This is a genomic window from Corynebacterium sp. HS2168-gen11 (assembly GCF_024834075.1).
In the GTDB taxonomy this organism is placed as follows: Bacteria; Actinomycetota; Actinomycetes; order Mycobacteriales; family Mycobacteriaceae; genus Corynebacterium.
The window spans coordinates 234,459-258,525 of record NZ_JANUXR010000003.1; the positions used below are offsets into that span (position 1 = coordinate 234,459).

The window sequence follows — 24,067 nt, forward strand, 5'->3', positions numbered from 1 at the left end:
ATGAAAAAGGTCATTCTGGAAGCAGACGGTGGTTCGCGAGGCAACCCGGGGATCGCGGGGGCGGGGTCGGTGCTGCGCGATGCCAACGGCACCCCATTAAAGGAATTGGCGTACGTGGTTGGCACGGCGACAAACAACGTTGCCGAGTACCACGGACTGCTCAATGGCCTGATCGCTGCACGTGAGCTTGGCGCAACTGATCTCGATATTCGCTTGGATTCGAAGCTGATTGTCGAGCAGATGTCCGGCCGCTGGAAAATCAAGCATCCTGACATGCAGGTCCTCGCGAGCCAATGCCAGGACGTGTTGGCGCATTTCAACTCTGCGACGTTTACGTGGGTGCCGCGCGCGCAAAATAGTGCTGCCGACGCTCTGGCAAATATCGCGATGGACGCGATGAGCAAAGGCGCTGGCGTGGGATTCGTGGGGGACAGCGCTGAGGCTGAGCCTGCCGCGCTTGTCGACGCCACTCCGCCCGCGCCAAGCAACCCCGCACCGTCCGCGCCTGCCGCTCCAGAGCCAAGCAACGCCGCACCACCAGCCGCGCCGGGCAGCGTCGTAAAGCACACTGCTGGAAACCCGCAGGACTGGAATGGCTCAACGGGTACTCCAATGCGTCTTTTAATGGTGAGGCACGGCGAGACGGACATGTCGGTGCGCAAGCAGTATTCGGGTGTGTCGGATCCGGCGCTGACGATTATTGGTATGCAACAAGCTGCAGCCGTTGCCGACGCGATAGCCGCCTATACGCAGGCGAAGGTGGCGGCCGTGGTGACGTCGCCGCTGGAACGGGCCAAGTACACTGCGGAGCAGATCGCCGCGGCTACTCGCGCGCCGCTGGTGGTGCATGAGGCGCTGGCCGAGATGAATTTTGGGCAGTGGGAAGGTTTAAGCGCTACCCAGGCGGCCAAGCGTGATCCTGATCTACATGCTCAGTGGCTTGCGGATCCGACGGTCGCTGCGCCAGGAGGCGAGTCTGCTCAGGATGTTTCCGAGCGGGTGGCCCAGGAGCTGATTTCTTTAATGGGGGAGTATTCGGGGCAGACGATTATCGTCGTCAGCCACGTCACCCCCATTAAAGAAATTCTGTGCAATGCGCTCGGCGCAAATCCTTTAATGGGGAGGCGCATGCATTTGGATTTAGCCAGCCTTTCCATCGCAGAGTTCTACGCCGATGGTTCCGGGTGCGTGCGTGTATTGAACGACACTTCGTATTTGCGCTAGACTGGCTTCACGCATGAGCCGATTGGGCGATCGCGGCCGAGCGAACCACTTGCAATTTCGTGTTGCGGGCAGGCGCTGGTCGAGGAAAGTCCGGACTCCAGAGAAAACGCGGTGGTTGCTAACGGCAACCCAGGGTGACCTGAGGGATAGTGCAACAGAAAGTAGACCGCCGTCTTGTATGAGGCGGTAAGGGTGAAACGGTGTGGTAAGAGCACACCAGTATCGACGGTGACGTCGGTAGCTGTGTAAACCCCACCGGGAGCAAGGCAAGAGGTTGCACCATATGGTGTGGCTGCCGCGGGCGTTTGAGGTTGTTTTCGCTAAGCCCGCGGGGTAGCTGCTTGAGGCGTCCTAGCGATAGGCGTCCAGATGGATGATCGCCGCCTGCACGCAGGCACAGAATCCGGCTTATAGGTCGACTCGTGCGCCTTAGATGGCTGTTTCCTTTAATGGGAAGCAGCCATTTACGCTATCCGGGCGGGCTGCCCAAATCCAATGCTGAAGGCGGTGAGTCCGTCGTCACGCAAGTCGGCTAGGAAATTCCCCGCCTTTTGCTTATCGACGATCGCCACCACAGCCCCACTGATGCCAGCATGCGTGGCCCTGGCACTGAGCGCCCCGCGGCTGCGCGCCAGTTCGGCAAGTTTTTCATCGGTGCTGCTAATGCCGTAAAGCGTGGAGAGCAGCTGCTGTGAACGAATCAGCGCGGGATACACTTCTTCAATCTGGCGGGAGCGTACCGATTGGGTGACGAATTGCACCAGATTAAGTTCTTGGGATAAAAAGTCCATCCAACTGCGGGCGTCTTCAAGGGTGGGGTGGTTGGTGGCAAGGCCACTATTGTGCAATGCGCGCAACCATTGGAGCGCGCGGGTGCCGGCGTCGGGAAGCAAGCGTAGTGATTCTGCGCCGAAGCAGCGGGTGACCTCGTCGATAAAGGCATGCCGTTGGCGCAGCAAGGTGCCGTGATCGTCATTATGCGGTGACAAAATGACCACCGCGTGATTGTGCGCGCTGCTACTAATGGGGTGAGATGCTTGTGTAATTGAAATATCCGCGTAGTCAATAATATTCAGTTGCTGTTGTCGTCCGCGGATAGCCGCAGTGTAGCGGGCCCGCAGCGGTGGTTGGGAACCAGAGGTTGCAACTGCGGCCTGGTAGCAGACTTCGGCCAGTTTGGCTTTGGTTGGGGCACTGGTGAAGTCGTCGAGGTGGTGGGCGGTTGCCATGGCAACGGCGGTGTCGATGGCCGCGTGGCTGCCAAGTCCTGCGCCGTGTGGAATGTCATTAATGACAGTAATATCGAAGCCTTTGGTGTCTCTGGACAGCATCTGGCGTTGCATCATGGTGGTGATCAGCCCGCTCAGTCGCAGTGCGAGATTGCTGGTGGCGTCGTGAAGCTCATGCAAGGCGGCGGTGCTGTGGGTGCCGTGGTAGGTGGTGGCATCGCTTGGGCAGTATTCGACGACGTCGATAATCGCGTCACGGCGTGGGCTGACAGCAACGGCAGCTTCCCGATCTAGCAGCGTGATGAGCACGACACCGCCGGCAGGGTCGGTGTGTTCGCCGATGAGCGACCAGGTGGCCGGTGCGATTGCGCTGCCGTGGGCGGGGGTACCGACGCGGGCTTCATGCAAGCTACGTGCGTGCTCGGCTAATGAGGTGGTGAGATCGGGTCGATGCCACACTGGCATGGCGGTCCTTTCGCGAAAATTTTCAGAAGTTGGGCTGAATCGTGCGGACTTTCCTTGTATTGTCAAGGTATTGAAGCAATTGTTCCACATTATAGGGGAAGATCATGCACGAAAAAGATCTGAAGTGGTTCTATAACTTAGTCACCGGCGAGGCTGAGCAGGGCCAAAACGTCAGTTTATTCCAGCGCTTGGGTCCATATGATTCACGCGAAGCAGCACTTGAGGCAGTCGCCATTGCCAAACAGCGCGTGCGCGAAGCCGAAGAATATGATCGCAAATTCCGTGACGATTATGACGAATACGAAGACGATGAGCTCATCACCTACCGCCGTCGCATCGAGCTTGACGACGACGACACCTTCGAGCCCTATTCGTCATACACCGCCTTCAACGATTACGACGAGAACTTCGACGACTACCACTGATATGGTGCTCCACCCCGCCGATCTAACTTGACATACGCCTTGTCTACTTGCCGCTTCACGAGCGCAAACCGATAGCCTCGAATAAAGCCCGATGCATCAGTCTCGGAGGCATCCGGGTATGCCAGCTGGTGCAACTGCATTAGCGCCAGGGCATAGTCGTATTCAAGCTTGGCAAGCTTATGATACTTCCGTGCAAGTTTCGGTTTCTTTAATAGGGTGAGAATCGTGGCAGCTTGAAGGCTATCGGCACCCACCAATAATTCCTCTAATGCCTGTTTGGTGTGCTTCGGGGTCAGCGTTGGCCGGAACTTGGTGGCGTATTTTGCCAAATGCGCCATAAAGCGCAGATATTGCGGGTGCTCTAAGGTAGCTGCAAGTTCCGGGGCTGGTAGGTGCGGGCGTTCGCTGGTGACGGCTGGGTCAGCGCTTACGGCCCCGGCGGCACAAACCCTGGCCCCGGCCTCGCCACAAGCATCAGCCAGGTCATCAAACGGCTTCGCCAATTGCACGTTGGCCTGCCGTGCTGCCAGCGATAACGCCGCGAGATGGCTGCGCTCACGCAATTGAGGCAATACCGCTGCAAGTACTTTTCCACGCGGATCAACCACCCGACATGCCGTAATAATGGCCTGACAGCGAGCAACCGCAGCATCAAAACCTTGCGCAAGAGTTCCTTCATCACCATCGCCGTGACGCGCAAGAATATCTGCAACCACCAATTCTCGCCATGCATGCACCAACTCGTGCTGCATCCGTGCATGCAACCCCTGCAAATGCGTCGACGGCTGATAAAGCTCACCAAGGGCATGCAATAATTTCGAGCCAATGGCATCTTCACGCGCGCCCGCGGCAATCAAACGCTTCGCAAGTTTACGCTGCCACCGATCCGCCTGCGCGAGCGCACCATCGCACAGTTCTACTTCCCATTCCCGCCATTGTTGCCGGCTATTTTTCTTTAATGGGGAGCTGGATTCGATGGTGTCGTCGCAAAGCTGAAACACCTCTTGCTCATAGGCATCGAGATACGTCTGCTGCCTGCGATGATTCGCAACGGTTGCAATGTGCACCAATGGTTTATCCCCAACAACACCGCGCAACATATCTGCAAGTTCCTGCGGAAGCTCATCTTGTGCCGGAAATTGCTGCTCAATGCGCCCAAACGCACCTGGCATTTTCAGATGCCATCCCGCGTCATGCCCGCCACTGCGCTGCCGCAAGGTGATTCCCGCATGGATGAGGTCAAGCTTTGCGGTGTCATAATACTTTGCGACGAGGTCAAAGGTTTCGTCGCTTCCTACCCGAGAAATTTCTTTAATGGAGGAGAGGTCTGGTACCTGCGCCTCTAGATCCACCGCATACGTAAACTCGACTTCTAAATGTGTTGTTGACTTCATAGTTCCTAGTGTACTCATTTGAAATTGTGTCATCTGGCATTTATGTCGATGGTTTTCAGGCTAAGGTTATGAGTATGGATTCACAACAAGAATATGTATTGCGCACCCTGGAAGAACGCGACATTCGGCTGGTCCGCTTGTGGTTTACCGACATCTTAGGCTCATTAAAGTCTGTTGCGGTGGCCACTGCTGAATTAGAGTCAGCCTTTGCCGAGGGTATTGGATTTGATGGTTCCGCGATTGAAGGTTTTTCGCGTGTGTCCGAATCCGATACCATCGCGATGCCTGATCCATCGACATTCCAGCTGCTTCCAACCGATAGTGACGATTCTCCTGTGCGCTCTGCCCGCATGTTCTGTGACATTATGAATCCTGATGGACAGGCTTCCTATTCTGATCCGCGTCAAGTGTTGCGTCGCCAAGTCAGCCTGGCTGCCGACGAAGGCTTTACCTGCATGGTGTCACCTGAACTGGAATTCTTCCTCGTCGAAGACCTCCAAACCGGTGGGCTTCGGCCAAAAGCTACCGATAATGGTGGCTATTTTGACCAGGCCAGCTACAATATCGCCCCACATTTTCGACGCGATGCCATCATGGCGCTTGAGAACATGGGAATCCCGGTGGAATTTTCCCACCACGAAACCGCTCCTGGCCAGCAAGAAATTGATTTGCGCCATGCGGATGCTTTAACAATGGCCGACCACATCATGACCTTCCGCTATCTGATCAAGCTGGTGGCACGGCGGAATAAAGTCGGGGCAACTTTTATGCCAAAACCATTCCAGGAATATGCCGGTTCTGCGATGCACACCCATATTTCCTTATTTGAAGGCGATATGAATGCTTTCCATGATCCAGATGATCAATTCTCCCTCTCGCGGACCGCAAAACAATTCATTGCAGGTATTTTGACCCACGCAAATGAGATCTCTGCGATTACCAATCAGTGGACCAATTCTTACAAACGCATCTTATTTGGCTCCGAGGCGCCAACCAGTGCAACCTGGGGTGTTTCGAATCGTTCGGCATTAGTACGCGTTCCAACGTATCGATTAGCCAAGGAACAATCGCGCCGGGTTGAGGTACGTTCGCCGGATTCAGCATGTAATCCATATTTGGCATTGGCCGTCTTAATGGGGGCGGGCTTAAAAGGCATTCGCGAAGGCTATGATCTGCCAGATCCCGCCGAGGACGATATCGCCTTATTAAGCAGGAAAGAGCGGCTTGCTTTAGGCTATAAAGATTTGCCTGGCAGCTTGGATATGGCACTGCGCACAATGGAAAAATCGGAGTTAGTGGCCGATATTTTAGGTGAGCATGTCTTTGAGTTCTTCTTGCGCAATAAGTGGCGCGAGTGGCATGAGTATCAGCAGCAAATTACGACCTGGGAATTAAAGAATAATCTCAATTTCTAATTCAGTAAGGATCTTGTTATGACCACTGCCGGTTCTGCTCGCACGACATTGCCCACCCTTGCTGGGTTATCCTTAAGTTCTGCTCATGCGCACGACGATTTGGTCACTTTGGGCTGGTGGAACGAAGAATCGTTAGATATTTTATCCACCTTAGCGGCAGTGGGGGATCCTGATCTGGCATTAAATACGTTGGTGCGATTATTTGCAGCATTAGAGGATGCTCCCGCCGATCGTGAGGAATTAGCCCAGGCGATTCGGCAGGACAGTGGCTTACGTGTGCGCTTATTTGCCTTAGTAGGTGGTTCTACCGCATTAGGGGATCACTTGGTGGCACATCCTGGTTTGTGGTCGCAGTTATCGCAACCGTTGCCAACGACAGCGGAAATGTTTCAAACGCTGTTAGGGGCAGTTGAAGCACAACCTGCGAATTTTGCCCCAGAGCTGGACTACGCAGGTGGTGAAGATGGCACTGGTCCTGGCATGTATCGCGCTCAGCTCACCGGCGCTGCTGCCGATCAAGCCTTAAAGCAGGCGTATCGCACGTTTATGATGCGCATTGCGGCCTACGATTTAGCAGGCACGTATCCTGCACCTTTGGACCAAGAACCGCAACCTGTTGTGCCATTTTCAGCGGTGACCACCTTCTTAAGCGATTTAGCTGACGCCGCATTAACTGCAGCGCTTGCAGTGGCCGTGCGCCAGGTGTATGGAGATTCCCCCGTGGACGCCAAACTTGCAGTTCTTGCAATGGGCAAATGCGGTGCCAAGGAATTAAATTATGTTTCCGATGTGGACGTTATTTTCGTAGCCGAGCCAGCCAGCCCGAAAGCAACCCGGATGGCGTCTGAGTTTATTCGCTATGGTTCGCGGTGCTTCTTTGATGTTGATGCGGCGCTGCGTCCAGAAGGTAAGCGTGGGGCATTGGTACGCACCTTAGAATCTCACCTAGCGTATTACACCCGATGGGCGCATACCTGGGAGTTCCAAGCCCTGCTGAAGCATCGCCCAATGACAGGCTGCTTGGACTTGGCTCAGGCCTATTCGCAAGCACTTTCTCCAATGGTGTGGGAAGCTTCGCAGCGGGAAAGTTTCGTGGCCGATGTGCAAGCTATGCGACGCCGCGTATTAGAGAATGTGCCAAAAGAATTACAACAGCGCGAATTAAAACTTGGCGAAGGCGGTTTGCGCGATGTTGAATTTGCGGTGCAATTACTCCAGCTTGTGCATGGTCGCAGCGATGAATCGTTACGCACGTTGGCAACAGTTGATGCTTTAGCTGCCCTGGTTGCAGGTGGTTATATTGGTCGCGAAGATGGCGCGGCTTTAATAGGAAGCTATGAGTTTTTACGCCTGTTAGAACACCGCCTGCAACTGCACAAAGTATTACGCACTCATACTTTGCCGGATGCAGCTGATACAAGCCATATGCGCTGGTTGGCACGAACTGCTGGTTTTACCGCTGCCAGTTCGCATAGCAGCGCCGATGCGATGTTAGAACAGCTTCGCAAGGTGCGTTTGACTATTTCCACCTTGCACCGCCAGCTGTTTTATCGTCCGCTGCTTGATTCCGTGGTGAATCTCTCAGTTGACCAGATCAAATTATCTCCGGCAGCGGCGAAGGTGCAGTTGCATGCGTTGGGCTATAAATTCCCTGATCGCGCATTTGAGCACCTCACCGCTTTAGCCGCTGGTGGTTCCCGTAAGGCCAAAATCCAGGCGATGTTATTGCCAACACTAATGGAGTGGTTGGCATCAACCTCAGATCCTGATGCGGGGTTGTTAAACTATCGCAAATTAAGTGATGTCATGGTTGATCGTGTGTGGTTTTTGCGCCTGTTACGCGATGAGGGGATCGTCGGCAAGCGTTTAATGCGTATTTTGGGAAATTCGCCGTTTACTGCCGATTTGATTATTGCAGCGCCGGATATTGTCAAGCAGCTGGGAGATTCGGCGAGTGGCCCGAAATTGCTTGAAACCTCCCCGCATACGGTTTCAACGTCGCTGGTCAAGGCTGCTTCTCGGCACGATAATCCAGAGCGCGCGATTCAAGTAGCGCGGTCACTTCGACGTGCTGAACTTGCTCGCGTGGCTGCGGCAGATGTGTTGAATCTGCTCGGGGTTGAGCAAGTATGTTTGTCCTTGTCGTTGGTGTGGAATGCGGTATTAGAAGCTGCCTTACAAGCCGAGATTCGCGCAAGTGTTGCAGCACTTGAGGCAGAAAAAGCACCTGCGACAATTTCGGTGATCGGCATGGGTCGTCTTGGTGGGGAAGAATTAGGCTATGGTTCGGATGCTGATGTGATGTTTGTGTGCGAACCAGCCCCAGGTGTGAGCGACGACGATGCGGTGCGCTGGTCGATTGGCATTTGCGATGCTATGCGACGCCGCCTTGCTAAGCCTTCTGGCGACCCACCGCTGCAGGTTGATTTGGGGTTGCGTCCCGAGGGTCGTTCCGGTGCTGTGGTACGAACCTTGGAATCGTATCGCAGTTATTATCAGCGCTGGGGTGAGACATGGGAGGTCCAGGCGTTGTTGCGCGCGAAATGGATCGCGGGTGATCCTCTCTTAGGGGAAAAATTCTTAGACATGATTGATCAGTTCCGCTACCCGCCAACTGGTGTGGATGCCAAAGCGCTGCGTGAGGTGCGGCGAATGAAAGCGCGTATTGATAATGAGCGCTTGCCGCGCGGAGCGGATCGAAACACGCACACCAAATTAGGTCGCGGCGGTTTGGTCGATATTGAGTGGACGGCACAATTGCTGATTCTCATGCATGCCCATATTTACCCCGATTTGCGCACTCCACGTACATTAGAGGCCTTGCGCATTGCCGGTGAGCATGAGCTTGTTACGCAAGATGAGGTACGCAAGCTTTGCGACGCCTGGTTAATGGCCACTCAAGCGCGAAACGCAACTGTGTTGGCTCGCGGAAAGCGCACGGATCAATTGCCGCAACCTGGTCCGCAATTGTCGTTGGTTGCTGGTGCGGCTGGGCGTGATCCAGAGTTTTCGCAAGAGTTTTTGGAGGAATATCTAAAGTTGACACGTCGCGCTCGTCAGGTGGTTGACAAGATTTTCTGGGGAGAAACCCTCAGTGAGCATGGAGAATACTCATAGTCGGATAAAAATTCGATGACAGGTGGAATTTGAAATCAACCTATTGAATGATGGCAAGTTACCCTAACCTCATTAGTGTGTTCAAAGGTAACGTATCGAAAACTGTCAATTTCATAAGGAGCTTCATGACTACCTCAACCATGCCACTTTCTGCTGAATTAAAATCATCAACCGCTGAAGCACATGAGCGTGCAGAGCACTCTACGTTCATGGATGAGCTGTTAGGTGGAAAACTTGATGTTGCAAGCTTTATTGCACTCCAGCAGCAGTCGTGGTTGTTCTACTCAGCGCTTGAAGCTGCTGCAGACAAGGTACGCGCAACTGGTTTTGCTACCGATTTGCTCGATGAAACACTAAACCGTACTCCATCGTTGGAAGCAGATTTGGAAAAGCTCACCGGTGCGAACTGGAAAGAACAAATTGTTGCACTTCCTGCTACCCAAGCATATGTCGAGCGTTTAGAAGATATTGCAGCAACTGCTGATGGCCCACGTCTGGTGGCACATCACTATGTGCGCTACCTTGGTGATCTCTCCGGTGGTCAGGTTATTGGCCGTATGATGCAGCGCCATTATGGTGTTGCTGACGATAGCTTGAGCTTCTACGCATTTACAGGTATTGAAAAGCTCAAGCCATATAAGGATGCGTATCGTGCCAAGCTGGACGCCTTGAATTTGCCAGCTGAGGATCACGCGCGTTTGGTCGCAGAAGCATCCGATGCATTCGTGTTCAACCACAATGTTTTTGCTGATCTAGGCAAATAATTTCGAATCAAAATGTGGCTATCGCCTTGCTACTGATGCAAGGCGATAGCCACATTTTCTTTAATGGGGTTGAATCCGACGAATCGTCTGAATCCTGCGGATCGCCCGGGTATACCCACCCTTGCGCACCAGCAGCATTGAGAAGATCAGTCCAACCATGCCAACCGCCCAGGTGATCAGCACCATGAGCCATGCTTGCTGGAATGAGCCCCAACTATAATCGCCAAGTTGGGATAGTCGAATGCCAATAAGTTGTGCGGCAATCATGGTGCTGACAAACCCGCCCATATTTGCCAGTCCGGTTGCTGTTGCAATGACATGTAATGGCAAATTTTCACGTACTGTGTCGAAACCAAAGCCTGAAGCGGTAGTAAAAAATGCCACAATTGCCACATATCCAGTTAATGTGGCGTAACTGCTTGGTAGTTCGGTCGAAAATAGTGCCAAGGTTAAACCAGCGTTAATAGTGGTGACCACCACGGAATAGTATTCGCGCTTGGCGCCAAGACGCTGTGAAATAATGCCGTGCAATGCACCGGAAAATACGGCAATGCCGCCACTGAGGCTGAATAAGATACTGACTTGTGTTGGAGTCATGCCCATTGCCAGTTTCATTAAAGGAGCACCCCAGAGCATAAGGAACGTGGTTATGAGCACCATGCCCGTAAAGTGGGTGAAGAATCCTTGCCATGCCACGGGGTTGCGCACCACGACCTTAATTGGCTGCAGCAGTGAGCGTTGTGGGGTAGCAGGAGTTGGCGCAGGGTCGAGAATCACGATGTAGACGGTGGCTGCGACAATCACACCAGCTGCTCCTAATGACACAAACGCAGCTGTCCAGCCATGCATATTGAGCATGTACAAAAACGGTACCGCGGAAAGAAATTGTCCGACTTGCCCAATTGTGGCCGTAATTTGGCTAAAGATTGGAGCCCGTTTGCGTGGAATCCACAGCGGCAAGATACGCATGACCGAGAGAAAAGCAGTGGCGTCGCCAAGCCCAATCATGACACGTGCCACAAGTGCCAGCTTAAACGTTGTGGTAAAGCCTAAGGCTACTTGCCCTAATGCCATGAATAAGGCGCCGTAAAACAGCATATTTTTCGGGCCATAGCGATCAATCAGTGTCCCCATTGGCATTTGCACACCGGCATACACGCAAAGTTGCACAGTGGTGAAAATCGCGAGGCTAGAGGCGTCGATATGGAATCGATCTAGGGCAGCCACGCCAGCGACACCAAAGGAGGTACGGCCGGTTACTGCAGTGATATATACCAAGCAACCGGTTGCCCAGATTGCGAAGCCGCGGAGGGTCAATTTCTCGACGCGTTGAGTCATAGTTTTCGAAGGTACGCCTGTTCACACGAAAAGTGCGAACACTATACCCCCTTAATCCCCACATTTATCAGGCACACAGGCTACTGTAGTACGCATGCACTATATTTCTACCCGCGATCCAAAGCAAGAACATTTCCGCTTCTCTGACATTCTTTTAGGCGGTCTGGCTGCCGACGGTGGCCTGTACCTGCCAGTGTCATATCCACACATAACAGCCGAGACCTTGGAATCCTGGCGCGTCTTATTGCGAGAAGAAGGCTATGCAGCCCTTGCCGGTGCGGTATTAGAACTGTTTATTGACGATATTCCAGCTGCCGATCTGCATGCGATTGCACAGCGTGCCTATACGCATCCAAAATTCGCCCATGAAGATATCGTGCCTGTCACCAAATTAGAAGATGGCATCTATATTGGCCATTTATCTGAAGGTCCAACGGCTGCGTTTAAAGATATGGCGATGCAGCTGCTTGGTGAATTCTTCGAGTACGAGCTTGCTCGTCGTGGCCAGCAACTGAATATCTTAGGCGCAACTTCTGGTGATACCGGTTCTGCTGCAGAATATGCAATGCGTGGACGCAAGAATATTCAAGTATTCATGCTCACCCCGCGTGGTCGCATGACCCCATTCCAGCAGGCACAGATGTTCGGCCTTGATGATCCGAATATCTTTAATATCGCCATTGACGGTGTTTTTGACGATTGTCAAGACATTGTCAAAGCTGTGTCCGCGGATGCCGAATTCAAACAGCGCTATCATATTGGTGCCGTGAACTCGATTAACTGGGCACGCTTGGTTGCGCAGGTCATTTACTATATTTCGACATGGCTGCGAGTCACCGATGGTCCTGGCCAAACAGTTTCCTTTAGCGTGCCAACCGGTAACTTTGGTGACATTTGCGCAGGGCATGTGGCAAAACAAATGGGCTTGCCAATTGATAAGCTCATCGTTGCCACCAACGAAAACGATGTGCTCGACGAGTTCTTCAAAACCGGCCACTACCGGGTACGCGCAAGTGCTGATACCTATGAAACTTCCTCGCCTTCGATGGATATTTCCAGGGCTTCGAACTTCGAGCGGTTTATTTTCGATTTGCTTGGCCGTGATGCACATCGCGTCGCAAAGCTATTTGGCACGGATGTACCAGCTGGCGGATTCTCGCTTGCCGACGCAAAGGAGTTTGCCGATGTGAAGACCACATTCGGGTTCCTTTCTGGCCGATCGACGCATGCCGATCGAATCGCAACCATTCGGGACTGCTACGAGCGCACAGGTGTAGTGCTTGATCCGCACACTGCTGATGGTGTGAAAGTTGCTCGTGAATGGCAATCCCAGGTGGATAGCCCAATTGTGTGCCTGGAAACTGCATTGCCAGTGAAATTTGCGGACACGATTAATGAAGCGTTACAGATGCAACCACCAACACCAAGCCGCTTTGCTCACATTATGGATGCCAAGCGCCACGTGGTGGATCTGCCAAACGATGCTGAGATGGTGAAAGGCTATATCGAAAGCAATATTGACCTTTAATGGTCTGCCACAAGGAGGTGGAATGACATGAGCTTAGAACGTACCGCGCCAGATGAGTACTTTACGGATTTTGATCCTGAAGCGATGGCGAAGAAGCTCTTTGCAAAGATGCAACAAGCCAAGGAAACCGTGACTGAGGTGGCTGCGGAGGCTGCTGAAAGTGCTGCTGAAAGTGCTGCTGAAACGGTCGCGCAGCAGGCGGAGGAAGTCGCTGATGGCAACGCCTGAGTTTATTGTGCAACTTCGCACAAAAATTGGGCATGACCAGCTGTGGCTACCTGGAGTCGTGGCGATTGTACTCAAAGATGTTCCACCTGGAGCACCGATTACCGCCGTGCCGGAAGTGCTGCTGGTCAAGCGGAAGGATTCTCAACAATGGACTCCTATTACAGGACTGTGTGAGCCAGGGGAGCAGCCGCATCTCAGTGCGATTCGCGAAGTTCAAGAAGAAGTCGGTGTGAGTGTCACGGTTGATGCCTTGCTGGGCGTTGGTGCGACAGAACCGATGGTACATGCCAACGGGGATCGTACAGTACAGATGGAAACTGCTGTGCGTTGTAGCGTGCAAAGTGGTACACCACATGTCGCTGATTCTGAAGAAATTAGCGACGTACGCTGGTTTTCTGTCATGCAAGTACCTGCAATGGCACCACGATTTCGTTTGATGATCGGTGACGCGGTAGCACAATTGCGACATCCTGCAGGTTTCCAGCCACGTATGGGATTTGAAAAACGTACGCGCATGCAGCGCTCATAATTGCGGTGCTGTGACGTGAAGGTAGGCTCGTGCGTCGAGCAGTGTGGACACGTGGACGCGCTTCGCACTCTGGCGCCGGGCCGCCGCGCCGCGCTTCACCCTGAAACGCCGAAACGCCGAGAGCTGCTGTCGCGCTTCGCCACCGCACCGGCGTAATAGCCAGCTACTGCCTTCTCACGGCGCTATCATCGCCGAACTATTCACGCATCTTTTCCAATCACTGAAAATTATGCAATATTAATTTGCGAAGGGGCTGCAGCAAAACTTGAAAAACCACATTTTACAGTGGTTTTTCCTTTTATCGGGGGGTGCTTTCGGTCATAAATTTCTGGAAATATAATCACTTCGCGTAAATTATGCAGAATGAATGCTGTATTAATTGCTGTAGTTGTCATGTTGGCACTCGCATTAGCGCGAGTCCACGTAGTATTAGCGCTTTTTATTGGTGCCTTGGTTGGAGGGCTGCTCAGTGGTATCGGCTTAGACGCCACAATGGTAGCGTTCCAAGAAGGTCTTTCAGGTGGCGCGAAAATTGCATTAAGCTACGCCCTTTTAGGTGCCTTTGCAATGGCAGTCGCAAGTTCAGGGCTGCCAGTCCTGTTAGCTCGAACGATCATGGCCCGCATTGGTGTGAGTGATGATCACACTCAAACTCGAGTCGTCGCAGTGACCAAGTGGCTTATGATCGCCGGTATCTTGGCAATGGCTGTGATGAGTCAGAACCTTATTCCGGTACACATCGCCTTTATTCCACTGATCGTGCCACCGCTGCTTGCTGTCATGAACCGCATGCGCCTTGACCGTCGTTTAGTTGCCTGTGTGCTGACATTCGGCTTGGTAACCACCTATATGTGGATTCCAGTAGGCTTCGGCTCCATCTTCTTAAACGAAATCCTGTTAGGCAATATCGAAGAAGCCGGCATGGATGTCACAGGGTTAAATCCACTACGCATTATGGCGATCCCAGCAATGGGCATGGTCGTGGGTCTACTCATTGCGGCACTGGTGAGTTACCGCAAGCCACGTGACTACGCTGATCGTGCCATTGAAGGCGGGGTAGCAGAACCTGAAGTGATTTCTCGCTACAAGATTATCGTCGCATTCATCGCTATTCTGGCAACCTTTATTGTGCAAGTTGTGATGCAAACTCTTGGCACGGAAGCAGATTCCTTGCTCATTGGTGCATTAACTGGCCTGGCAATCTTCTTACTCACCGGTGCTGTGAATTGGCGCGAGGCTGACGACGTTTTTTCTGCCGGCATGAAGATGATGGCCATGATCGGCTTTATCATGATCACTGCTCAAGGCTTTGCCTCGGTTATGAAAGCGACCGGACACGTTGAATCATTAGTCAATTCTTCCGCGATGATCTTCGGCGATAATAAAGGCCTTGGCGCATTAATTATGCTGCTTGTTGGCTTGATTGTCACAATGGGTATTGGCTCGTCGTTCTCCACGTTGCCAATTATCGCCACTATTTATGTGCCATTGTGCGCGGCGATGGGCTTTAGTCCAGCTGCTACCGTTGCAATTATTGGTGCCGCAGGCGCGCTTGGCGACGCCGGTTCGCCAGCCTCGGATTCCACGTTAGGCCCAACCTCTGGCTTAAATGCTGATGGCCAGCACGATCACATTCGCGATTCCGTGATCCCAACCTTTATCCACTTTAATATTCCATTGGTACTCTCAGGCTGGATCGCCGCAATGGTTCTTTAATAGGAATGTTTCTCCAAGCCCTCTCCACTTGCTGGTAGAGGGCATGTTTTTGTTCGCACAGACTTTCGACTATGTAACTTCGCTTAAGAGAGCTATGATGTAACAGTAGTTTAATTTAGTCACATAGGTAACAGGAGTATGGTGTGAAAAAGTTTGCCGTGGCTACCCGAAAGGCCATCGCTGGAGTTGTCGCGATCGCGCTAGCATGTACGTTGGCAGTACCAGCACAGGCTGCAGAGGTTGTGGACAATTACGAAGTCGCGACGACTGATCAAACCTGTACTTTTGTCTATCAAGCAGATCCTGCCGATCAAGCTGGCATGAACAACCAGGCGCTCCGCGACGCAGCCATTCGCGCGCTGGCTGAATTTGAACAGCGCAGCGGCTATCACGCTGAGCAGCTCGTCGATGATCCTGACCACGACCGCACCCTTGAGTCTTTCCGTGCGCATTTTGCCGCCAAAGGCCTTGGTGGGGAACAGATCCAAGCATTGCATGGCCAAACACTTTCAGTCGTGCATGCTTTACGACGCGACGAGCATGCCGCAAGCCTCGAACGTATCCAACGCCAGCAACAAGCGATTGCAGGTGTGTATCAGAAACAAGATGCAGCAGCGCGTGTGGCTGAATTAGAAGGCGTAGTAACATCTCGTCAGCGTCAGGTGCAGCAAGGTCATGAAGAAACCGAATCCGGCGACAAATTATTGTATTTCGCAGCACCGCTGAATGGTTTTGAGGCGTTTCGCGATGAACAAATCTTGCGCCCATCAATTGCTGCATTGCAATCATGCGCGCGTTCTGGCCTCGAACCTGTAGCGACGCCGACCTCAACCATCGAGTCATTACATAAACCTGTTGATTCACAGGCATCAGCACCGGCAGTAGCGGATAATACCGGTGTGCTCATCGGTGCCGCCTTGGGCGCAATCGTACTTGGTGCTGCTGTGGCATTAGGCGCCTACGCCACTCAACACCACAACATTCATTCGTCCTAACATAAGAAAACAAGAGTCCTCCTGAGCAAATATCTCTACTCAGAAGGACTCTTGTTCGTCTTAGGCCTTTTTCACAACGCTCGACTTCAACTGCATCGCACCAAACCCATCAATCTTGCACTCGATATCGTGGTCACCAACACCTTGAACAAGGCGAATGCCACGAACTTTCGTGCCAGTCTTAATCGGCTGTGATGCGCCTTTAACTTTCAGCGTCTTAATAACAGTGACATCGTCACCATCTTGCAAAATATTGCCAACGGCATCTTTAATCACTGCCGCGGCAGCTGCCTCAGCTTCCAATTCTGCCGACCACTCGTGGGCGCATTCTGGGCAAACCAGAAGTGGTGGCATCTCGTAGGTAAATTCGCTGTTGCATTCAGGACATGGAGGTAACGTATCGCTCATTGCACTAAATCTACTGTACCGTTTGCCCGAAATGAAAATAACGAGCCCTTATTGAAACCAAAAACCGGCACAGAAGTGTGCTGTGCCGGTTAAATCGGTCCTGCTAGTACGTGACTAGCAGTCGTAATACATTTCGTACTCTAATGGCGTTGGACGCAAACGAGCAGGGTTAATCTCGTGGTCATACTTCAACTTGATATAGGTATCAATCAAGTCCTCAGTAAAGACACCAGTATCGGTCAAGAAGTCATGGTTTTCTTCCAGTGCACGCAAGGAATCTTCCAAAGACGTTGGTGCCTGTGGAATCGAAGCAGCTTCCTCTGGTGGCAGCTCGTAGAGGTCCTTATCCACTGGTGCATGTGGCTCGATGCGGTTCTTAATACCGTCCAAACCAGCAAGCATCATTGCCGCAAAACCAAAGTATGGGTTACCTGATGGATCAGGTGCACGGAACTCGATGCGCTTTGCCTTTGGATTCGAACCAGTAATTGGAATACGAATTGCAGCAGAGCGGTTACGCTGGGAATATACCAAGTTAATTGGAGCCTCGAAGCCTGGCACCAAACGGTGATAGGAGTTCAAGGTTGGGTTGGTGAAGGCCAATACTGCGCCAGCATGGTGCAAAATACCGCCAATATAGTAGCGGGCAATATCTGAAAGGCCTGCGTAACCAGCCTCATCGTGGAACAGTGGGATGCCATCTTTCCACAGTGACTGGTGAGCGTGCATACCGGAACCGTTATCGCCAGCGAGTGGCTTCGGCATAAAGGTTGCAGTCTTGTTATTGCGGAACGCTACGTTCTTAATGATGTACTTGAAAGTCTGCAGATCATCGGCAGCGTGCAGCAAGGTATTAAAGCGGTAGTTAATTTCTTGTTGTCCACCGGTGCCAACCTCATGGTGGAAGCGCTCAATCGCGAAACCGGACTCTGCCAAGGTACGCGTCATTTCATCGCGGACTGCTTGAGTCTGGTCGTATGGAGGAACAGGGAAGTAGCCGCCTTTCAGGCGCGACTTGTAGCCAAGATTTAAGGAACCGTCGAGGTTTACCTCAGCACCACGATTCCACCAGCCTTCGTCTGAATCTACTTCGTAGAAACCAGCATTGGTTGAGGTGGAATAGCGCACGGAGTCGAACAAATAGAACTCAGCTTCCGCACCGAAATAGCAGGTATCAGCAATGCCAGTTGAAGCTAAGTATTCTTCAGCCTTTAATGCCACCTGACGTGGATCACGTGAGAATGGTTCCTGCGTAAATGGATCGACCACAAAGAACTTCATGTTCAAAGTCTTTGCGGCACGGAATGGATCAAGTTGCGCAGTGGCAATATCTGGCATGAGGTTCATGTCAGATTCGTCAATGCTGGTAAAACCACGAATAGAAGAACCATCAAAGGCCAGACCTTCTGACATGGCGTCTTCGTCGAGGATATGCGCTGGAATGGTGAAGTGCTGCTCGATACCAGGGACGTCGGTAAAGCGAATATCGATGAATTCGACGTTCTCGTCCTTGACAAACTTCAGTAACTCTTCGGTGGAGTTGAAAGCCACTGGGGATACTCTCCTCTGTTAGGGGTGATGTGTGTGGGCAATATGTCCAGTATGCCTGATAATGGTACACACTGGGGCTATATCGCAGCATGCGTTAGGCGTTTTTATTGTATCGCTATTTCTATTACCTGACCAAAAAGAAACCATTGTCGTAAGTTCCGATACTGCCGAAGTATCGTACTTTCTGACAGATCCAGTTCTATCGGCTAGATTAATACTCATGTCACAACCGAAGCGTAGTTGGCTTGACGGCCCAGAAATCCCTGCTGAGCACCTTTCTGGTGCACAATCTCGCTGGCCAGGCGAACATCTTGGTTTGCCCGAACGCGGCCCAGGTGCACTTGCCTCAGTTGCGCGTCGCTCAGCCGGTGTTTGCATCGACTGGACAATTTGTTGGATTGTTGCTGCGTTTGTACATATGTTTACCCACCAATTAGGGGGCACCGCGACGCTCACGCTAATCCTGTTTGGTGTTCTTGGCATCATCAGCGTCACCATTTTTGCGCGTACCCCAGGCCAAGCTGTGCTTGGAATGGGCGTTGCTCGAATCGATGATCGCACTGCCCGCGTTGGTTTTGGTCGCGCAGTTGCCCGCACAGTCTTTACAATGTTCGTATTGCCAGCAGCAATGGTAGACACAGATGGTCGCGGCATGCATGATCGCGCCACGGGCACTGCCGTTGTATTTGGCTAAGATACGAAAAAATCGCTGATGAAGAATCATACTCATCAGCGATTTTTCTTATGCAATTATTTGTTGCGCTCTGCGTGACGGCGCGCACGGCGATTCATGCCAGAGACTTTACCGCCCTTTGGAAGCGGGCCTTTTGGCAAGCCCTGCATCTGACGTTCTTGTACCGCATCCATTGCCTCAATGCGAGCAGCGATGTCGTAGACTTCGTCTTTTTTATAGATACGACCCATCTTGGTTAAATGGCTCTGTAATTTGCGCAGTGGTACTTGGCCTTCTTCCTCGCCAACGACAATGCGATGGACTGGAACACCTGGAGCCAAGCGGTGCAAACGCTTTTCTTGCTGGTCAAACAGTGGCTTTAAGCGACGCAGTTCGCCTTCGCCAACCAGCACAATACCGCCAACACCAATAACGCGGTGCACAAAGTCCATTTGGGTGGTTACTGCAACAGCAGACTTTGAACGCCACACAACGCCAAAGCCACTGCGCAAATTCTCTAATGCCCAGCCAGCGGCGCCAGGCTGATCCGCAGCGCGAGTATAGACACTATTTTGCAAGCGACGACTAAAAATCCACATCGCTACAGCAACACCGGCAAAAATACCGGTAATGAGCATGAACCAGCGGCCACCGATAAATAAGCCAAGCAGGTAGAATAGCAAGGCGGTACCAATGATGGCCAGCAGCATTAAAGGAATAAGCTTGTTATCCTGCTCGCGCTGGAGGTTAAAGGCTTGCCAAATCTGGGAAAAGGTTTGACGTCGGGCAGCACGCCGTGCCGCGCGCTGTTCTTTCTTAATAGTCTTCGCATCTGCCATGCCCTTTAGAATACCGCCGATTCGAGCATAACTGTAATTACTCCCGCTGATGGTGAAAAGACGTCTACCCCGAGTTGGTTCGGCAGTAGCTGCCAGAAATGCCAACACGGGGTAGTTTTGCGTCTTTTTTGCGATGTATGAGTTAGCGGAAACTTCCGACTGGAGTTTCTTTCGATGGCCCATACTTTTTGAGTAAAGTTTCTGCTTCTTGTGCGGTTGTACCATCAGCAGTTTCAGCAAGATGGGAGAGGTTTTCTGGGATCGTAAGGCCGCGCGCGTGCATCGCTTGAGCATAAAGTTTGCCTGCTCGATACGAGGAACGTACTAATGGGCCGGACATAACAGCACCAAAGCCGAGCTCATAGGCGAAATCACGATGCTCAATAAACTCCTCTGGTTTCACCCAACGATCAATTGGGTGGAACATTGGGCCAGGGCGTAAGTATTGCGTGATGGTAATAATGTCGCAGCCAGCAGAGTGCAAATCTTTGAGGGCTTCTTGAATTTCCTCACGAGTTTCACCCATGCCCAGAATAAGATTCGACTTCGTAATCAAACCAAAATCACGAGCCTGGCGAATCACATCGAGTGAGCGATCATAACGAAACGCCGGACGAATGCGTTTAAAAATACGCGGCACGGTTTCCACATTATGAGCAAATACTTCAGGGCGAGCTTCAAATACTTCTTGCAGTAAATCAGGCTTGCCGGAAAAGTCAGGGGTGAGGTTTTCTACACCAGTATGAGGATTCAGTTCGTGAATCTTGCGCACAACTTCGGCGTACAGCCATGCGCCTTCGTCGTCAAGATCGTCACGAGTCACACCAGTAATGGTGGAATAATTCAGCTGCATCTCGCGCACAGACTCTGCGACACGACGCGGTTCATCAACGTCTAATGGCTCTGGCTTCGCCGAATTAATCTGGCAGAAGTCACAGCGTCGAGAGCAGTTTGCGCCACCAATTAAGAAGGTAGCTTCACGAGACTCCCAACATTCATGAATATTCGGGCAGCCAGCTTCCTGACAAACCGTGTGCAAACTGGCGCCTGATACTTTTTTCTTCATATCCTGGTATTCAGGGCCAGTTTTGACAGCAGTACGAATCCAGCGTGGCTTCGATTCAATCGGGGTCTGCGAGTTGCGGGCTTCTACGCGAAGTAATTTACGTCCATTTGGGTGTGTAGTCACCCCACCTAGGGTACTAGCATATTGTGAATGTGTCGAAAAGATCACACTTAGCGGGATTGACGCGGTAATCCTTTGGTTGGGTCAGGCGCAGCATCGAAACTATGATCCGCGACAATTAACCGACCCGAAAAGGCGTCGTCAAGCGCTTGAAGGGTGGGGTGAATCATGGAATCAACGGTAATATCACGGCCTAATTCTGCACTTAACGTGGTGACATCTGCATCGGTTATGCCGCATGGCACGATGTGATGGTAATACTCCAAGGTGTTATTGCAATTCAGTGCCAACCCATGCATGGTTACACCGCGGGTAATGCGAATACCCAAGGCCGCGACTTTCCGATGCCGACGATCCGCCCCTGGCACCCACACTCCAGAGCGCCCATCGACGCGGCCAGCATCAGTGACACCAAGTTGGCGCACAGTTTGGATTAAGGCTTCTTCGATGCGGCGCACGTAATCGACAACATCAATTGGCTCAGCAAGTTTGATAATTGGGTAGATCACCAGTTGTCCTGGTCCGTGCCAGGTAATTCGCCCTCCGCGATCAACATCGATTACTGGCAGCCCATTGGTTGGACGATCGGAATCTTGAGTGCGCTTGCCGGCGGTGTAGATCGACGGGTGTTCGAGCACCAAAATGGTATCTGGGATTTCTTCTGCGGCACGTGCTTTGGCGAGTTTGGCTTGGAGCTGCCAGGCGTGTTGATAGTCGACGGTGCCAAGGCGTTGGATCTCAGCTGGCTGGTGCGACGCGCGAATTGATTGATCGGCAGGGAAAAACGGATCGCGAGGAGCTGTCATTAGCGACTACGACCTTTCGTGTTGGTGGAGGGGTGATCGGGGTGCTGTTCTTAAGCATAAGTGGGCAGCTTTGTAGCAGCATGGAACGGCGAGTAGTTCCAGTGTAGAACGATAGCGATAACTGTAAGCATGAAACGTCAAACTTGAAAACGTTGGTGCTTGTTACTGCTCTCAGGAGCGATGCTAGAGACGCAGCGTAGCGATGCGAGTAGGGAAGATGCCATACTTTGCCTCGCACAGAGCAACAGTCGAAAGATGTGACACCAGCGCAGAGTTGAAAACTTGGTTGTTCCTGCATCGGCAATAGCAACCTCACAGATGTGGGAAAGTACTAACAAACCTGCGAGATTGTATGCCGCGCGATGGTCTTGTCATTCGTTGCACAGGTCAAAGGGATTTCCCTGGGCCTTACCGCACCTCAAGCAGGGAAGCCGCATCAGAAACTTCAAGCATCGAAGGTATGCGCAACGCCAGCATGTGACATGTGAAGGTTCGATTCACTTGAACGTGAACATTATTACTGAACGTTTATAGTGTGAGCTGGATTGCAAGAGTGTAGCGGTGAGAAATTGGCAACTATATCCGTTTTTTACCCCCATATGCTTGGCGACGTTGTCTCTTTCCTTAGTTATAAGCATAAAAATGGGGGTGCACCATCTGGCGCACCCCCACTTCTATGCTTGGGCTAGCAAACTCACTTCACAGTGATTATGACAGTTCCAAATCGATTTCGAAATCTGCAGTTTCGAGACGATCCTTGATCGTCTGGGTGAAGCGACCAGCGTCTGCACCGTCGACGATTTGGTGATCGTAGGTGAATGGAATGTAGCACATCTGGCGGATAGCGATTGCGTCGGTGCCATTTTCAGACACAACAACTGGGCGCTTCTGAATTGCAGCAGTACCCAAAATGCCGGACTGTGGTGGTACCAAAATTGGGGTATCAGCCAGCGCACCTGCAGAACCAATATTGGTAATGGTGAAGGTTGCACCAATGAGATCCTGTGGCTTGAGCTTGTTGTTACGAGCACGATCAGCCAGATCGGTGATTGCCTGTGCAATCTGTGGCAGGCTGAGCTCTTGTGCCTTGTGGATAATTGGAGTCAGCAAACCACGTGGGGTATCAACTGCAATCGCAACGTTGACATCGGAGTGGTAGGTGATTTCCTTGGTTGCTGCATTGTAAGAAGCATTCACATTTGGATGCAGGATCAATGCCTCAACGGTAGCCTTTACGAAGAATGGCAGGAAGGTGAGGTTTGCACCATGCTTTGCCTGGAATGCTGGCTTATGAGCCTTGCGCAGTTGCGCAATCTTGGTCATATCAACTTCTTGCAGGTGGGTCAGCTGTGCAGAAGTCTGCAATGCTTCAACCATCTTAGAAGCCGTAATCTCGCGAATGCGGTTCACTTTCACCGTGGTGCCAATCAGCTCTGCCTTTGCAGGATCCACAGCCTTCTTGGACCAGTGAGCACGTGGGTCAGCTGGCTGTGCAACCTCTGGTGCAGGTGCAGCGGCTGGTGCTTGACCAACGCCTGCGGCTGCCAATACATCCTGCTTGCGGATACGTCCGCCAACACCGGTACCGGTCAAGGTTGAAAGATCAACGCCGTGCTTATCGGCAAGCTTGCGAACCAGTGGGGTGACATATGGCAAGTTACCACCGGTATTCACCTTTGCCGCTGGAGCAGGTGCCGCTGCTGGTGCTGCCGCTGGAGCAGGAGCCGCAGCAGGTGCTGGCTCTGCCGCAGGAGCTGGTGCTGCTGCTGGTGCAGGGGTTGGTTCTGGGGTTGCTGCTGGTGCAGGGACTGCACCTGGCTCACCGATGCGAACGATGACTTCGCCAACGCCGACGGTGTCGTCTTCTTGTGCCAGGATTTCCAGGATGACGCCTGCTACTGGGGAAGGTACTTCGGTATCGACCTTATCGGTGGAAACTTCAAGCAATGCCTCATCGACTGCGACGGTATCGCCGACAGCTTTGAGCCACTGGGTGATGGTACCTTCGGTGACAGATTCGCCAAGTTCTGGCATGACAACGTCAGTTGCTGCGCCACCAGCTGCTGGAGCAGGAGCCGCTGCTGGAGCTGGCTCTGCCGCAGGAGCAGGCGCTGCTGCTGGTGCAGGGGTTGGTTCTGGGGTTGCTGCTGGTGCAGGGACTGCACCTGGCTCACCGATGCGAACGATGACTTCGCCAACGCCGACGGTGTCGTCTTCTTGTGCCAGGATTTCCAGGA

20 protein-coding genes and 1 other RNA gene are annotated in these 24,067 nt (G+C 52.3%); 12 read left to right on the top strand and 9 right to left on the bottom strand.

The features are described from left to right. Both NXS99_RS03565 and rnpB read left to right on the top strand, forming a co-directional pair. Complete coding sequence (locus NXS99_RS03565) at positions 1-1,224, top strand: bifunctional RNase H/acid phosphatase (RefSeq protein WP_259287293.1); 1,224 nt, start codon at positions 1-3, stop codon at positions 1,222-1,224. Positions 1,225-1,238: 14 nt separating this feature from the next. Beyond that, positions 1,239-1,651: RNase P RNA component class A (gene rnpB, locus NXS99_RS03570), an RNA gene on the top strand. Between the two features lie 37 nt (positions 1,652-1,688). Here rnpB and NXS99_RS03575 read toward each other — a convergent pair. Further along, entirely contained in the window at positions 1,689-2,918 is a 1,230-nt protein-coding gene (locus tag NXS99_RS03575) for a galactokinase family protein (protein ID WP_259287294.1), read from the bottom strand. Positions 2,919-3,022: 104 nt separating this feature from the next. On the opposite strand from NXS99_RS03575, the gene NXS99_RS03580 reads away from it, so the two are divergent. Further along, on the top strand, positions 3,023-3,343 hold the full coding sequence (locus tag NXS99_RS03580) for a hypothetical protein (RefSeq protein WP_259287295.1): 321 nt from the start codon (positions 3,023-3,025) through the stop codon (positions 3,341-3,343). Here NXS99_RS03580 and NXS99_RS03585 read toward each other — a convergent pair. Then, on the bottom strand, positions 3,334-4,737 hold the full coding sequence (locus NXS99_RS03585; RefSeq protein ID WP_259287296.1) for a CYTH domain-containing protein: 1,404 nt from the start codon (positions 4,735-4,737) through the stop codon (positions 3,334-3,336). The two genes, NXS99_RS03580 and NXS99_RS03585, sit on opposite strands and share 10 nt — an antisense overlap. A 74-nt stretch (positions 4,738-4,811) precedes the next feature. Here NXS99_RS03585 and NXS99_RS03590 point away from each other — a divergent pair, with 74 nt between their 5' ends. From NXS99_RS03590 to NXS99_RS03600, 3 genes are all read left to right on the top strand, one after another. After that, complete coding sequence (locus NXS99_RS03590) at positions 4,812-6,152, top strand: glutamine synthetase family protein (protein ID WP_259287297.1); 1,341 nt, start codon at positions 4,812-4,814, stop codon at positions 6,150-6,152. Positions 6,153-6,170: 18 nt separating this feature from the next. Beyond that, positions 6,171-9,269, top strand: coding sequence for a bifunctional [glutamine synthetase] adenylyltransferase/[glutamine synthetase]-adenylyl-L-tyrosine phosphorylase (locus NXS99_RS03595; protein WP_259287298.1), 3,099 nt, complete (start codon positions 6,171-6,173; stop codon positions 9,267-9,269). A 125-nt stretch (positions 9,270-9,394) separates the two neighbouring features. Continuing rightward, entirely contained in the window at positions 9,395-10,033 is a 639-nt protein-coding gene (locus NXS99_RS03600) for a heme oxygenase (biliverdin-producing) (protein ID WP_259287299.1), read from the top strand. Between the two features lie 60 nt (positions 10,034-10,093). Here NXS99_RS03600 and NXS99_RS03605 read toward each other — a convergent pair whose 3' ends face one another. Beyond that, positions 10,094-11,371 carry a nitrate/nitrite transporter gene (locus NXS99_RS03605; protein WP_259287300.1) on the bottom strand — a complete coding sequence of 426 codons (1,278 nt, stop codon included), beginning with the start codon at positions 11,369-11,371 and terminating at the stop codon, positions 10,094-10,096. A 94-nt stretch (positions 11,372-11,465) separates the two neighbouring features. Between NXS99_RS03605 and thrC the strand changes: the two genes are divergently transcribed. The 5 genes from thrC (at position 11,466) to NXS99_RS03630 (ending at position 16,367) form a co-directional block, all read left to right on the top strand. Then, complete coding sequence (thrC, locus tag NXS99_RS03610) at positions 11,466-12,899, top strand: threonine synthase (protein ID WP_259287301.1); 1,434 nt, start codon at positions 11,466-11,468, stop codon at positions 12,897-12,899. 27 nt (positions 12,900-12,926) lie between these two features. After that, positions 12,927-13,127, top strand: a complete 201-nt coding sequence (locus NXS99_RS03615) for a hypothetical protein (RefSeq protein ID WP_259287302.1) — start codon at positions 12,927-12,929, stop codon at positions 13,125-13,127. Then, positions 13,114-13,656, top strand: coding sequence for an NUDIX domain-containing protein (locus NXS99_RS03620; protein ID WP_259287303.1), 543 nt, complete (start codon positions 13,114-13,116; stop codon positions 13,654-13,656). The genes NXS99_RS03615 and NXS99_RS03620 overlap by 14 nt, the downstream gene beginning before the upstream one ends. Before the next feature lie 363 nt (positions 13,657-14,019). Beyond that, a complete protein-coding gene (locus NXS99_RS03625) occupies positions 14,020-15,372 on the top strand; it encodes a Na+/H+ antiporter family protein (RefSeq protein WP_259287304.1) in 1,353 nt (450 codons plus the stop codon). Between the two features lie 143 nt (positions 15,373-15,515). Next, positions 15,516-16,367, top strand: coding sequence for a hypothetical protein (locus NXS99_RS03630; RefSeq protein WP_259287305.1), 852 nt, complete (start codon positions 15,516-15,518; stop codon positions 16,365-16,367). Positions 16,368-16,427: 60 nt separating this feature from the next. Here NXS99_RS03630 and NXS99_RS03635 read toward each other — a convergent pair whose 3' ends face one another. Continuing rightward, positions 16,428-16,775 carry a zinc ribbon domain-containing protein YjdM gene (locus NXS99_RS03635; RefSeq protein ID WP_259287306.1) on the bottom strand — a complete coding sequence of 116 codons (348 nt, stop codon included), beginning with the start codon at positions 16,773-16,775 and terminating at the stop codon, positions 16,428-16,430. A 114-nt stretch (positions 16,776-16,889) separates the two neighbouring features. Next, the gene (gene glnA / locus NXS99_RS03640) at positions 16,890-18,326 is read right to left on the bottom strand and encodes a type I glutamate--ammonia ligase (RefSeq protein ID WP_259287307.1); all 1,437 of its coding nucleotides are present in this window, start codon (positions 18,324-18,326) and stop codon (positions 16,890-16,892) included. A gap of 220 nt (positions 18,327-18,546) precedes the next feature. Between glnA and NXS99_RS03645 the strand changes: the two genes are divergently transcribed. Beyond that, positions 18,547-19,020, top strand: a complete 474-nt coding sequence (locus tag NXS99_RS03645) for an RDD family protein (RefSeq protein ID WP_259287308.1) — start codon at positions 18,547-18,549, stop codon at positions 19,018-19,020. Positions 19,021-19,076: 56 nt separating this feature from the next. Here the strand turns inward: NXS99_RS03645 and NXS99_RS03650 are convergent, their stop codons facing one another. The 4 genes from NXS99_RS03650 to sucB form a co-directional block, all read right to left on the bottom strand. Then, complete coding sequence (locus NXS99_RS03650; protein ID WP_259287309.1) at positions 19,077-19,838, bottom strand: DUF4191 domain-containing protein; 762 nt, start codon at positions 19,836-19,838, stop codon at positions 19,077-19,079. A gap of 142 nt (positions 19,839-19,980) precedes the next feature. Further along, complete coding sequence (lipA, locus tag NXS99_RS03655) at positions 19,981-21,027, bottom strand: lipoyl synthase (protein WP_259287310.1); 1,047 nt, start codon at positions 21,025-21,027, stop codon at positions 19,981-19,983. Positions 21,028-21,074: 47 nt separating this feature from the next. After that, positions 21,075-21,830, bottom strand: a complete 756-nt coding sequence (gene lipB / locus NXS99_RS03660) for a lipoyl(octanoyl) transferase LipB (RefSeq protein ID WP_259287311.1) — start codon at positions 21,828-21,830, stop codon at positions 21,075-21,077. Positions 21,831-22,538: 708 nt separating this feature from the next. Beyond that, a partial coding sequence (gene sucB / locus NXS99_RS03665) for a 2-oxoglutarate dehydrogenase, E2 component, dihydrolipoamide succinyltransferase (protein ID WP_259287312.1) occupies positions 22,539-24,067 on the bottom strand: 1,529 nt, incomplete at its 5' end.